This is a genomic window from Sporosarcina sp. NCCP-2331 (assembly GCF_023707945.1).
In the GTDB taxonomy this organism is placed as follows: Bacteria; Bacillota; Bacilli; order Bacillales_A; family Planococcaceae; genus Sporosarcina; species Sporosarcina cascadiensis.
Genome location: NZ_BRCD01000047.1, coordinates 1 through 13,283, shown reverse-complemented (window position 1 = coordinate 13,283; position 13,283 = coordinate 1). Strand labels below are relative to the sequence as shown.

Genomic DNA, 13,283 nt, shown 5'->3' with positions numbered 1-13,283 from the left:
AATGTAATTAATGTAAATACACAAAGAGGAGCCAACTTCCATACATGAATTGGCTCCTCTTTTCTATTTATTTATCTACCTTCATTCGCTCTTCCACTGGCTTGATTTCTTTCTCGCCTACTTCTATAGTGATAAGTGTGGGAAACATTCAGGATTGTTTGAATTAACGCAAGGGAAGTGAGTCTATGCCAAAAATTGTTATTATAGAGGATACGGAAAAGATCAGAGAAGAGCTTAAAACCTTTTTGATCAGATACGGATATGAGGCTGCCGCACCTGAGAATTTTGAAAATATTATTCATGATACATTGACAGAGGAACCTGATCTAATACTTCTAGACATTAACCTGCCTATATTTGATGGATATTATATATGCAGAGAAATTAGAAAAACCTCCGACGTGCCTATTATTGTTGTGACGAGCAGAGATAACGAGATGGATGAACTTATGAGTATGAATTTAGGTGCTGATGATTTTATTACAAAGCCATTTAATACCCAAATTTTGTTAGCGAGAATTGGAACCATATTAAGAAGAGTTAGCGGATCGAGCCTTAGAGATTCCATTTTTTATAATGATCTAAAGCTCAATTTATCCAACGGCTCAGTTATGTATAACGGGATGACAGCAGAGTTAACTAAAAATGAACTCAAAATACTCTCCTGCATGATTAAAAACAAAGGGAAGATCGTATCAAGAGACGATTTAATGGACTTTATGTGGAATTCTGATGTATTTGTGGATGATAATAACTTATCCGTTAACATTACAAGACTGAGGAAAAAGCTTGAAGGGGTAGGGATGAAGGAAAATATAGAAACCAGACGCGGATTGGGCTATATACTGCCATGAGTATTAAAAGTTATTTAAAAGATAGAACTGTATTTCTGTTAATCAACTTTATATTATTCCTCATCATATGCGGCAGTATGATGCTGATTAACATTGACAGTAAAATAATTCTTCTGATATTCTGCATTTGGTTTTTTCCTGTTCTTTCTTATATTATTGTGGAATTCATTAAACAAAAAAACTTTTACGTAGAGTTGGACAGCCTGATGGAGAGTCTGGACAAAAAATATCTGCTCTCTGAGATCATAAAAGAACCCGAATTTATAGAAGGTAAGTTCTTGTATGATTTATTAAAACGGGCAAACAAAGATATGCATGAGCATGTGAAAAAATACAGGGATACGGGATATGAATATAGAGAGTATATTGAAACGTGGGTACATGAGATCAAGACGCCTATTGCATCAGCAAAGTTAATTATAGAAAATAATCAAAATGAGATTACCAATAACATTAATCAGGAAATAAAAAAAATTGAAGAATACATCGAACAAGTATTATATTACTCAAGAAGTAATGATGTAAGCAAAGATTATATTATTAAAGAGGTTTCTTTAGCGGCCCTGGTAAGAAGTACTGTAAAGAAAAATTCCAGAGACTTTATCAGCAAAAGTATTGCCATTGATATAGAAGCTGTTGAAGGTATTGTGTACAGCGACGTTAAATGGCTGGAATTTATTTTGAATCAAGTGATTGGAAATGCCATTAAATATATTAGAGAAAGTAATGGCAAAGTGAGAATATTCACTGTCCAAAATAAAAACAATATTGTTCTTACCATAGAGGATAATGGAATTGGAATTATAGAGAAGGATGTAAATAAAGTGTTCGAAAAAGGATTTACCGGGGAGAATGGAAGGAAATACGGGAAGTCTACAGGTATTGGACTGTACTTATGCAAAAAGCTTGCAAAACAGCTTGGCCTGGGTCTTGCTTTAACTTCGAAAACGGGCGAAGGAACAAAGGTCAGCATAATTTTCCCGTTAGGAAATGCTAACTTAATACACTGAGTCATCCAATAAAGACGGATTCCCGGCTGCTGTAGTATACAGCAGCCGGGAATCCGTTTTTTTATAACCTTTCAAAAATGTAACTTTAATAAAATCTAAACAAATATGTCTCTCTAATCACTGCTGATAAGATGCAAATAGATAATAAATTTCAGGAGGAATTAAAAATGAAAAAAACGCTAATCACACTTTTGGCAGTCATTCTCTTATCAGTGGGAACTTTCTTTGCCTATGAATACGTTACTGAGCCAAAAATTGTAGATGGGGTAATGTCAAAAGATATTGATGACAACGGAAGGCCGGCAGAGGTAACTGCCACATTTGCTCCAGAAGATCCAATTTATTTTTCTGCAAAGAGAAATCGATTCTGGATTAATGAAGCAGAGGTTGTATGGTATAAAGGAGAAATTACAAGGAAGAACAGGTTTTTAGTTGAAGAAAAAGTAACTAGTAACAAAGCAAAATACTTTTCAGCAAAACTTACAATCCCGGAAGGTCTGGAAGAGGGTCATTACGGTGTTACTATTTATGTAAAGGGTTCAAAAATTATCGAAGCAAAAGCAGAATTTGACGTGAAATAAATAACGATGAATAGAGATTAATCGAAGTTAAAAAAACGACAACCGTGGAGGGAAATCATGCAAAATATATTAAGCGTTGAGAAGATTGAAAAGTATTATGGTAATAAAGGTAATATTACAAAAGCCATTGACAATATTAGTTTCAAGGTTAATCAGGGAGAGTTTTTAGGAATAATGGGTCCTTCTGGCAGCGGTAAAACTACTCTTTTGAACTGCATTTCTACGATTGATAATATTACAACGGGCAATATTATTATAAATACCCAGGATATTACGGCTCTAAAGAAAAAAGCTTTGGAAGAATTCAGACGTGATGAACTGGGCTTTATATTCCAAGATTTCAACCTTCTTGATACACTGACTGCTTATGAAAATATAGCTTTAGCCTTGACGATTCAAAGAAGAGAAGTAAGGGAAATAGATAAATTGATTAAGGACGTGGCAAGAAAACTAGAAATTACTGAGATGCTCGGAAAGTTTCCTTTTCAAATGTCAGGCGGGCAAAAGCAAAGAGTTGCATGTGCAAGGGCAATCGTTACTGAGCCCTCTCTCATTCTGGCGGATGAACCTACTGGTGCATTAGATTCGAAATCCTCAAGATTACTTTTGGATTCATTTGAAAAGCTGAATAAAGAGTTTCATTCGACGATACTGATGGTTACCCACGACTCCTTTACGGCAAGCTATGCCAATAGAATTCTGTTTATAAAAGATGGCCGAATTTTTACTGAATTAATACGCGGAAATGAGACGAGAAAGGAATTCTTCAGTAAAATAATTGAAGTTGTAACTCTGCTTGGAGGCGATGTAGGAAATGTTCTTTAAAATTGCAATCAACAACGTAAAAAGAAGTTTTAAGGATTATACAATTTATTTCCTTACATTGACTCTTGCCGTATGTATTTTTTACAGTTTCAATTCGATTAATTCCCAGAACTCCATATTAGAATTAAATAAAAATGCCAACTTTATATCAACGTTAAATAAGCTTATAGCGGGAACCTCCGTATTTGTCTCTTTTATTCTTGGCGGTCTGATCATTTATGCAAATAAAATCTTGATAAAAAAGCGGAAAAAAGAATTGGGTCTTTATATGACATTAGGGATGCCAAAAAGTAAAATCTCGAAAATATTGATTTTTGAGACCCTTTTAATAGGTGCACTTTCCCTTGTGGCGGGGATTTTACTTGGAATTATCGTATCGCAGGGTCTTTCGCTGCTGGTAGCTAACATCTTATCAGTTGATTTGAATAAATATAAATTTATTATTTCATTGAACGCAGTCGGTAAATCGGTTATATATTTCGGATTAATATATATTCTGGTAATGATTTTTAATCAGTTTACTATTTCGAAATTTAAATTGATTGACATGTTAAATGCGGCAAAGAAAAACGAAGAAGTTAAGCTCAAGAATTCTTTTGTATCATTGATTATATTTGCCACTTCCGTGACGTTGTTAGTCACTGCGTACGCCAGAATTTTAAAAACCGGCTTATCTGCCGACAATACGGAGCTGTCAGTTACTGTAGTAATGGGAGTTATGGGAACCTTGTTATTCTTCTTCAGTCTCTCTAACTTCTTTATCCATATAGTGCAAAAGAACAAAAGAATTTATTTGAAGGATATAAATATTTTTGTATTAAGACAAATAAACAACAAGATCAACACGAACTTTCTATCCATGACTGTCATATGTCTTATGATGTTTATAACTATTGCCCTTTTATTTGCAGCGTTTGATTTAAAAGGAACTATCGACAAAAACTTAGAAGAGAGTACTCCTTTTGATGCGTCTGCATTTCTCGTGGTTAATAATGAAAATAAAGACCCAAAGGTAAATGATATAGAAGAATATTTAAATAAAATAAACTTTACATTTGATAATCATGAAAAGAAATCGTTTTATAGTGAATTCAAACTTAATCTAACGATAGAAGAATTACTATCGGAGTATTTAAACAATCAGGAGCGAATTGATTTACAGAAAAATTATTTGGATGGTGCTGTATCTGCTGTAAAAATATCTGATTATAATTCAATTATACAGCTTAAAGGGCAAGAGCCCCTTGATTTACAGGAGAATGAGGTATTAATCGTATCTAATTATGCTCTTGTCAATGATGCCTTGCCTGAGTATATGGAAAATGAGAACATCGTCCATATAGAAGATAAAGCTTACAAGATTAAAAATGATTATCCTATAGAGGAGAATGTCAAGAGCACAGGCGGTAATAAATTCTTTTACTTCATAATTCCTGACAATTTCGATGGAAGTCTGCAAACCGAATTTACAAGTTTTAATGTGATGTATGATAATAAAAGTTTTGAGAAATCGGAAGAGAAATTTTCAACTCTCTTCAATAATCTCTCGAAAGACAAATATAGAGACATTTCCCCTGCTTTAGTTATTGGGAGTACACGAGAACAAATAGAAGATAAAGAAAATGGTTTTGCAGCAACCATTGTATTCATCGGTCTATTTTTAGGTCTCATATTTATCATATCCAGTGCGGCAGTCATGGCATTACAACAGTTATCTGACGCAAGTGATAGTTTGGAACGATATAAGTCCTTAAAGAAAATCGGTGTTACTGAAAAATTAATAAATAAAGCAATTTTGAGACAGAGCTTAATTTATTTCTTAGTCCCCTTAAGCCTGGCCGTAATACATTCAATAGTTGGGATTAGTGCAGTTAATGAAATTTTCAATTTTCACTACCAAAGCATTATAGTAAGTTCATTACTCCTTTTCATCATATATGGTGCGTATTTTTATGCAACATATATCGGCGTCAAGAATATAGTCAAAAATAGCAATTAGGATGGATACCGCAAAAGAGATTACCGGCAATTTCATTAGATTGACAGAGAAAATCCCCGCTCAATTGGGGATTTTGCGGAGAAACACATCAACAACTTCAGACTTTTTCAAAAGTACTAACCACAGGATAGATAACCGCCATACTCTCATATTCATTACCCAGTACTGCTGTTAATATTACACATATAATGAGGAGAGAGCATAACCCAAAAGGAGACTTGTATGATTAGTTTGTGCATGATCGTAAGAGATGAAGAAGAAGTGCTAGAGCAGTGTTTGAATAGCGTGGCGCACTTATGTGAGGAAATCGTGATAGTTGATACTGGATCCATTGACAGAACGAAGGAAATTGCAAGAAAGTTTACAGACAAAATTTTTGATTTTGAGTGGATTGATGATTTTTCAGCTGCTAGGAATTTTGCATTTCAACGAGCTACACAGGAATATATCTTATGGATGGATGCGGATGATGTACTGCTGAATGTCGACGGGGAGAAACTGGCTCGTTTAAAAGAGAGCATAGATCCGAATATTGATGTGGTCTCCATGTTATATGACGTAGCTTTTGATGAGTATGGAAATCCATCTTTTTCATTCCGAAGAAATAGGCTGGTCAAAAGGGCTCGCAATTTTAAATGGACCGGACCTGTCCATGAAGTGCTGCTTGTAAACGGAAATACACTCACGTCTGACATCTCTGTCACTCATAAGAAATCCAATAAGAAAAAGAAGAATCAATCTAAGGGCAGGAATTTGCGCATTTATGAAAAAAGACGTGAAGCAGGAGAGGAATTTACAGCTAGAGATCTTTTTTATTTTGCGAATGAACTAAAGGATCATGGCTGCTTCGAGAAGGCCCTAGAACAGTATGCTGAATTTTTAGCAACGGAAAAAGGATGGGTTGAGGATATCATTCGTGCTTGTTTGTATATGGCCGATTGCTATCGTGTCTTAAAACAACCTAAAGAGGAAATGGAGGCTTTGGTCAGTACACTGAAATATGATATACCTCGTCCCGAAGCAGCATGCAGAATAGGAGACATATATAAGGAGAAAGGTCTTTTTCAAAAGGCGGTTTTTTGGTATAAAACAGCAGTGGAAATTGAAATAGAGGAGGACATGGGGTTTACAAATAAAAGTTTTTCCACATGGTATCCCCATTTGCAGCTTTGCGTTTGTTATTGGAAAACAGGGGATGTTCAAGCGGCAATTGACCAAAATCTTCTTGCTAAGCAATATCGTCCGGAGGATCCTGTAATCAAGAATAATGAAAGTTTTTTTGAAGAATACCGTGAGAAATAGAGAGAAAGCAGGGGCAAGATGGAATCCATCTTGTCCCTGCTAATTTGTTTGTCAGTGTAAATAGAGTTTAGCTGCAAAGGGTTCAAGCAGCCTTTGTGCGTACAGATTTCGCTTTGTCTCAATTTTGCTCATAAAAGTGTCCTTATTGGATAGAAGTTGTTCATGAACCTGTAATAAATCTTCTGCGATGGTTGCGGAATCCATGTCGACTACTAATGAATCTGCCTCTATAGATTTAATGAAATCATATATTTTAAAACGATATCCAAGGGCGATAAACGGCACTTGTGCTGCGAGCGAAAGATAATTAGCATGTAGTTTAAAATTTATCGTGTACTCAAAGTCCTGCATTCGTTCCATTAATTCATTCTGACCATATAATACTGGCAGCGTGACGTGATCGCTGTCATTTATTTTGTGATACAGCCGGACGGATGCCTCCATATCTTTCTGCCAGACAAGGAACAAATGTACTTTATAGCCTTGTGCGATTAATGTTTGCAAAGCCAAGGCTAATTGGTCTTCTACACTTTCCTCATTTTGTCCGTAAACATTGTTGAAGCTCGTTCCCCAATTAACTCCGATGACCTTTCGATCTGGAATTTTCTTCCTTTCCAATTTTAATAAAAATGCGGAATCTCCTGAAATCTCAATCTGGTTAGATGGATCAATCTGATCGAAAATCTTTTTTGTAAGTGGTCCCCTGACACCTGACCAAATACTTTGAGAGAATACAGTACGAATTTTCATCAATGTGAGGTCCGACATGTTTAATGGGAAACGCTCCTGAGGATTTTCTAATAAAGAGATGGAAGACTTGGGCAGCCAGTCAATTCCCGTCCCCCACATCATCACCTTTTTATTCAGCATTACTGCATTATATAAGAAGTCAATAACGTATGGCGAGATGGTGACGCCAGGTCCGTTTAAAATTGAACCTCCGCCAAGAACAAATAAATCATAGTCGCCGGGTGAAACGTTTTTCAAATATTTCATTTCAACATTGACAAAGTCTAAAGAATATCCTTCTCCGAGTACAGCAAAATGCTCCTTAAAAAGATCATACATCAATTCATCGCCTAAGTTTTCAAAGCCAATCCAACCAATATAGAGTACCCTTTTCAAGTTTCCCCGCCTTTATCGTATAATCCTTCGTCTATCTTTTTTTGACACTTATTCTTATATTCCATTGCTAAGTAGCTGCCCGTGCCTTGCCAAATTAAATGTTCTTTATGGTCCTCTCCTAATTCCAGACATTTGACGAATGTATCCAACGCCTCCTGATATTTTCCTTTTTCGAAGAGAATGGTGCCTTTAAAGAAGTGGAGATCGACATAGTCTGGATAGAGGTCAATAGCTTTTTCGATACTTGGCCAGGCTCCGTCTAAGCTTTTTGTTTCAATTAAGATAACATATTTTAAACGATAAAGAATCGAGGGAGGTTTAATCATTTTTAGTAAAAAGGAATAGATGGACAGATTTACATACTGAAATGCTTGTGAATATTCTTGCCTGCGGTAAAGTTCACTTGCCAAATGGTAGGAGTTCCATGGGTTCTCTTCCAATTCTCTGGCATCTAGCTGCAATAATTCAATATTTCGGTTTTCTTTATCTTTTTTCTTTTCAATCTCCGTGATATATCCGTAGTGGTGAATTTTGGCTGTTAAATAAGCGATATTGGCATCTGCAGGTAATTTGAGGGTTTCATGGATACGATTAAAAAATTGGTAGCCTTTGAAGTTCCGAAATAATCGTGTCTGATAATAGGTGAAAACCAGTTCAGGTTGCACCGGCAGACGGTCGCCGACGTAATTAAGGACAGGCAATTGGATGACCGTTGTTTCTTCTTGTTTTGCAAGTTGATCGATTACAGTTTCCCAAGAAAGTACATCCAATTCTTCATCCGCATCCAACCATAAAATCCAGTCGCCGCTCGCATGTTTTATGCCGAAATTTCGGGCGTTTGCAAAATGCTGATCCCAGTCATAATAGAAAATTTTTACGTTCGGAAATTGCTGACATAATTTTATTGTCTGATCCGTTGATCCCGTATCAACAATGATAATTTCGTCTGCTATTCCACTCACACTTTTCAAACATGTTTCTATTCGGTCTTCTTCGTCTTTAACGATCATACATAAACTGATCATTGGATTTTTTTTCATCTATCTATCTCCTTTTACATAACGAATATCCAAAATTTTCTCGGAGATCCAAGCGGTTTTTACTGAAGGAGCCTTTTTGATAAAAATGACAAAGTCACAATCATAATAGGATTGAATTTGATTGAGGATTTTTCCACAATGCTGTTTGCACTCTTGATGAACAAAAGTGCAACTCCATAGCTCTTGCTGGAACTGTTGCATCACAAATTGTATTTTGCTTCCATTTAGAAAAAACTGCTTCCCTCCTATAAGAACTTTGCGATGAAAATAGTACGCATGAATATGTTCAATCAAAGCTAAAGATGAGATGAGTGTTGTTTCTAGATTGGATAATTGACTCTCTTCAGTGGAAACTTCGAAAGAGTGCAAATGAGTGATCAGGAGTTGGAGATAATTAGGTACGGCGTGTAAAAAATGAGATTCGCTTTCTGAAAAAATAGATTGCGAATCTGATTTCAAGCATTTCATAATTATCCCTTCTTTCAAAACAGGATGATTGTATTAATGAGAGTTGTGCTTTCCATCTTTTTTTGCAGAGCTGCAGTTACAATGACAGTCTGAATTTGACGTGCCTTTGTGACAGCAATTCCGAGGTTTAGGTTTACAAGGTCTACAAGGTTTACAACTGTCACAGTCAAGTTCTAATACATCTTCCAGTTTGAACTGTAAAAGCATTTGCGACTTGACGATGGTTCTCAGTGTTTTGTTAATGCTATTATTCATTTTCCAAACATCCTCGATACAACCCGAATGTTTCGCTAAAAAAAGTTGGAGCTTCTCCGCCTCCGCATTCATAACATGAGATAAAGCAATTTCCTCTAGCGCTATTGAATTCAATAAGAGCTCGATAGTCTTACAGCGTTCCAATGAAATATCCGGCGTGATATTTGGAATATTCGGCATCGACATATACTATTCACTCCTTTTCATAGTCATTACATTTATTTGAACCTGATTGAAATGGTCCTATGCTAAATCAGGTCCGATGCCATGTATCATATGTGAAGTTATATAGGGTAGTTACCAACTTTATTAGGCTGATTCCTCCAAATTTAATGAAAGTCAGGAAAGTTAAGAGGGAGAGGTGCTATTTGAAAATAGAGACGCAAAAGGCGTTTATTAACTTGAGAAGGCCGTGTCATAAGCGAAATCTGTTTTGCCGGTCCAATTGTACAATCTCTTCCTTCCGCAAAGAATAAACTATGCATGAGAACGCCATGAAAGGTTAACCTGCATGGCGTTCTACAAAATGAGAAGGGGGTTTTAATATGTCACAACCGAATATTCCTAATATTACACCGAATATCACCATTGATCGAAATGATGTAATCAATTTGCTTTTAGCATCAATAGCAATGGAGGAACTGGGTCTTGCACATATTATTAATGCGGAAGGGGAAAAATTCAGTATGCATTAGGTACCATACCTGGTCTTAGTCAAACGGCTACACTTGAAGAATTGTTCGCTGTAAATGACTCAGTACAAGAAATGCTATCTACTGTCATAAAGAAAGAACTCCTTTTGGACACAAAATTGGGTAGGGTCACATCGATTATTCCTAGTGGAGATATTGGTCCAACAGGTCCACCAGGTCCGACCGGAGCAACAGGTCCAACTGGTGCCACGGGTCCAACAGGTGCAACGGGAGCGACAGGCCCAACAGGAGCGACAGGTCCAACCGGAGCAACAGGAGCGACAGGTCCAACCGGAGCAACAGGAGCGACAGGTCCAACCGGAGCAACAGGAGCGACAGGTCCAACCGGAGCAACAGGAGCGACAGGTCCAACCGGAGCCACGGGAGCGACAGGTGCAACGGGAGCCACAGGAGCAACAGGTGCAACGGGAGCCACAGGAGCAACAGGTGCAACCGGAGCAACAGGAGCGACAGGTCCCACAGGTGCAACGGGAGCAACAGGTCCAACCGGAGCCACGGGAGCGACAGGTGCAACGGGAGCCACGGGAGCCACAGGAGCAACAGGTCCAACTGGTGCAACAGGAGCGACGGGTCCAACCGGAGCCACGGGAGCCACAGGTCCAACAGGAGCGACAGGTCCAACCGGAGCCACAGGAGCGACAGGCCCAACAGGTGCAACGGGAGCCACGGGAGCGACAGGTGCAACGGGAGCCACGGGAGCGACAGGCCCAACAGGTGCAACGGGAGCCACGGGAGCGACAGGTCCAACCGGAGCCACGGGAGCCACAGGTCCAACAGGTCCAACAGGCCCAACAGGAGCGACAGGTGCAACAGGTGCGACAGGCCCAACAGGCCCAACAGGAGCAACAGGTCCAACAGGCCCAACAGGCCCAACAGGCCCAACAGGTCCAACCGGAGCCACAGGAGCAACAGGTCCAACAGGCCCAACAGGCCCAACAGGAGCAACAGGTCCAACAGGAGCCACCGGCGCAACTGGTCCTACCGTTGCGGAAGTTGGTTTCTCGGCTAGAAGAACACCGACCGCTATTACAGAAAGTCAACAACTAGGAGGCTGGGTAGTTACAGATCCGAATTATACTGGAAGTGGGTTTGATGCTGCGACCGGCACTTACACCGTTCCGGAAACGGGAAGATATACGATTAATGCGATATTAAGTTATACTACAATTGCAGCGCTGAACGTTAGCTTAGAAGCTGGAATTAATCCAGCGTTTGTCATTAGAAAGTATTCACCAGACCCAACGGTTGATCTACTCTCAGGCTTATTCCCGGTTTTGAATGTCAATATAGCCTTGTTGCTAACATTGCGAGCGATTCTAGGAAATGGAACCGTTACTTTAACAGGGGATGTGCATCTGAATGCTGGCGAACAAATTGCTATCTTCTATGAAGCAAGTGGTTTGGGGATTTCTCTCAACATTGGTGGGGAAACAGATACTGGAACGGTTTGGTCAGTTCATAAGTTGACAGATGAATAAGAAAAACTAGGCGGTAACTAATTATTTTAGATTTTGTATAGAATAAAAAGACACTTTATAGAGTTGACACTTCGTAAGCAGTCTCTCTATAGAGTGTCTTATTTAATTTCTTGATTGTTCGTTTTTAAATAAGATTCAGTTGCTATTCAAAAGTATACAACTTCATCGCAATAGATATAGTTGAATAAAGGAAGCAACTTGTCATAATCAGCAAGTGGTTCCCTTTGGACAAAACCTGCTCCAGATGTAAATACATAAAACAGGTAGCCTTTTCTGAATGGTGCTTTCTCCTGCAGGTGTGGATTCGTACGCGACAGGAATTAGAAAACCGCCATCAACGTCAAAAAAGAAGGAAAGTTGAAGGTTGGCATGACCATAAAACTAAACAACAATCCTTGGAACAAGAGGGAGAGCTCGATCCGTTTTCATTAGCTATTAAAAGTGATGATAAGTCGAGAAGCCCCCACTTCACACAACCCGAAAGGAAGGGTGTTAAGTGGTGGATAGTTCACTTCATTTAAATACTTTCAGCCGGTCTTCCACTGGCTTGATTTCTTTCTCGCCTGCTTCGATTAATGGCTTGCCGAAAGGCATTTGTGCGATCAGTTTCCACGAATCAGGAACTTCCCATTGTCTTTTCACCTCGTCATCGATCAATGGATTATAATGCTGCAGGCTGGAACCAAATCCTTCTTCCTGAAGTGATGTCCAGATGACGTATTGCAGCATGCCGGAAGACTGCAGCGACCAGATGGGGAAGTTGTCCTTGTACGCTGGGAACTGGTTTTGCAGTGATTCGACCAGTGCCATGTCTTCAAAGAACAGAACCGTACCGTATCCGCTGCCGAACGACGCTATGCGTTCTTCTGTGGTATGAAATCTTTCGGCAGGAACTATTTTACGCAGCGTATCCTCCGTGATTTTCCATAACTTTTTATGGGAATTACCAAGCAGCACGATTACACGTCCTGACTGCGAATTAAATGCGGATGGTGTATGTGTAACTGCATGTACAATGAGTTCTTCAATTCTTTCATCGGAAATAACCGGTTCACCGCTGATTGCGTAAACAGAACGCCGGCTCTCCACTGCATCTGTAAATGTTTTTGACATCATCAAAACCTCCGTTATTTTGCATACAGCCATATATTTTTATTGGCTTCTCTGTTAGTATAAGATGTAATGATGAAATAGATAAGTACGCACTTTTAAGTGGTATAGTATACGAAAAGATACTATTGGAGGAATCAGAATGAAGATAGAAGTATCGCAATGCAAAGTAGAAGAAGCCTTGGAGATTGTGGTGGGAAAGTGGAAGCCTGTGATCTTGCTTCATTTGCTTCATGAAGGGACGAAACGTTTTAGTGAACTGAAGCGCAGCATGCCTGGGATTACACAAAAAATGCTGACGAAACAGCTTCGTGAGCTGGAAGAGGAAGACATCATTCAGCGCGTCGTCTATCCGCAAGTGCCGCCGAAAGTAGAGTACTCAATGACAGATTACGGCAGATCGCTGGGACCTATTTTGGAAGCGATGCATGAATGGGGAGAGAACCATGTGATGCACAAGCAGAAGATGGGGTTACTTCAGGAACAGCAAAAACACGTACTATGAATAAAAAATACACGTCTC

12 protein-coding genes and 1 pseudogene are annotated in these 13,283 nt (G+C 38.8%); 8 read left to right on the top strand and 5 right to left on the bottom strand.

Annotated elements, in window-relative coordinates; all coding sequences use genetic code 11:
• Positions 1–185: 185 nt before the first annotated feature.
• The 6 genes from NCCP2331_RS17420 to NCCP2331_RS17395 all read left to right on the top strand — a co-directional run bounded on the left by NCCP2331_RS17420 (position 186) and on the right by NCCP2331_RS17395 (position 6,571).
• Positions 186–854, top strand: a complete 669-nt coding sequence (locus tag NCCP2331_RS17420; protein ID WP_251672004.1) for a response regulator transcription factor — start codon at positions 186–188, stop codon at positions 852–854.
• A complete protein-coding gene (locus tag NCCP2331_RS17415) occupies positions 851–1,864 on the top strand; it encodes a sensor histidine kinase (protein ID WP_153722229.1) in 1,014 nt (337 codons plus the stop codon). The genes NCCP2331_RS17420 and NCCP2331_RS17415 overlap by 4 nt, the downstream gene beginning before the upstream one ends.
• Before the next feature lie 167 nt (positions 1,865–2,031).
• Positions 2,032–2,445 (top strand): hypothetical protein, encoded by a 414-nt coding sequence (locus tag NCCP2331_RS17410; protein WP_251672003.1) that lies wholly within the window; start codon positions 2,032–2,034, stop codon positions 2,443–2,445.
• 57 nt (positions 2,446–2,502) lie between these two features.
• Positions 2,503–3,270 carry an ABC transporter ATP-binding protein gene (locus tag NCCP2331_RS17405; protein WP_153722227.1) on the top strand — a complete coding sequence of 256 codons (768 nt, stop codon included), beginning with the start codon at positions 2,503–2,505 and terminating at the stop codon, positions 3,268–3,270.
• Positions 3,260–5,269, top strand: a complete 2,010-nt coding sequence (locus tag NCCP2331_RS17400; RefSeq protein ID WP_251672002.1) for an FtsX-like permease family protein — start codon at positions 3,260–3,262, stop codon at positions 5,267–5,269. Before NCCP2331_RS17405 ends, NCCP2331_RS17400 begins: the two co-directional genes overlap by 11 nt.
• Before the next feature lie 222 nt (positions 5,270–5,491).
• Positions 5,492–6,571 (top strand): glycosyltransferase, encoded by a 1,080-nt coding sequence (locus NCCP2331_RS17395; RefSeq protein ID WP_251672001.1) that lies wholly within the window; start codon positions 5,492–5,494, stop codon positions 6,569–6,571.
• Between the two features lie 51 nt (positions 6,572–6,622).
• Here NCCP2331_RS17395 and NCCP2331_RS17390 read toward each other — a convergent pair whose 3' ends face one another.
• Genes NCCP2331_RS17390 through NCCP2331_RS18515 form a run of 4 tightly spaced genes read right to left on the bottom strand, consistent with a single transcriptional unit; the run spans position 6,623 to position 9,639 of the window.
• Complete coding sequence (locus tag NCCP2331_RS17390; RefSeq protein WP_251672000.1) at positions 6,623–7,696, bottom strand: polysaccharide pyruvyl transferase family protein; 1,074 nt, start codon at positions 7,694–7,696, stop codon at positions 6,623–6,625.
• Positions 7,693–8,736 (bottom strand): TPR domain-containing glycosyltransferase, encoded by a 1,044-nt coding sequence (locus tag NCCP2331_RS17385; RefSeq protein ID WP_251671999.1) that lies wholly within the window; start codon positions 8,734–8,736, stop codon positions 7,693–7,695. The genes NCCP2331_RS17390 and NCCP2331_RS17385 overlap by 4 nt, the downstream gene beginning before the upstream one ends.
• On the bottom strand, positions 8,737–9,204 hold the full coding sequence (locus NCCP2331_RS17380; protein WP_251671998.1) for a hypothetical protein: 468 nt from the start codon (positions 9,202–9,204) through the stop codon (positions 8,737–8,739).
• A 33-nt stretch (positions 9,205–9,237) separates the two neighbouring features.
• Positions 9,238–9,639 carry an alpha-helical endospore appendage domain-containing protein gene (locus NCCP2331_RS18515; RefSeq protein ID WP_483882480.1) on the bottom strand — a complete coding sequence of 134 codons (402 nt, stop codon included), beginning with the start codon at positions 9,637–9,639 and terminating at the stop codon, positions 9,238–9,240.
• A gap of 365 nt (positions 9,640–10,004) precedes the next feature.
• Between NCCP2331_RS18515 and NCCP2331_RS17375 the strand changes: the two are divergent.
• Positions 10,005–11,155: pseudogene (locus NCCP2331_RS17375) on the top strand (alpha-helical endospore appendage domain-containing protein); the annotation flags it as partial.
• A gap of 1,008 nt (positions 11,156–12,163) precedes the next feature.
• Here the strand turns inward: NCCP2331_RS17375 and NCCP2331_RS17370 are convergent.
• The gene (locus NCCP2331_RS17370; protein WP_251671997.1) at positions 12,164–12,766 is read right to left on the bottom strand and encodes a nitroreductase family protein; all 603 of its coding nucleotides are present in this window, start codon (positions 12,764–12,766) and stop codon (positions 12,164–12,166) included.
• A gap of 136 nt (positions 12,767–12,902) precedes the next feature.
• Here NCCP2331_RS17370 and NCCP2331_RS17365 point away from each other — a divergent pair, with 136 nt between their 5' ends.
• On the top strand, positions 12,903–13,265 hold the full coding sequence (locus NCCP2331_RS17365; RefSeq protein ID WP_153722220.1) for a winged helix-turn-helix transcriptional regulator: 363 nt from the start codon (positions 12,903–12,905) through the stop codon (positions 13,263–13,265).
• The last annotated feature ends 18 nt before the right edge of the window (positions 13,266–13,283 follow it).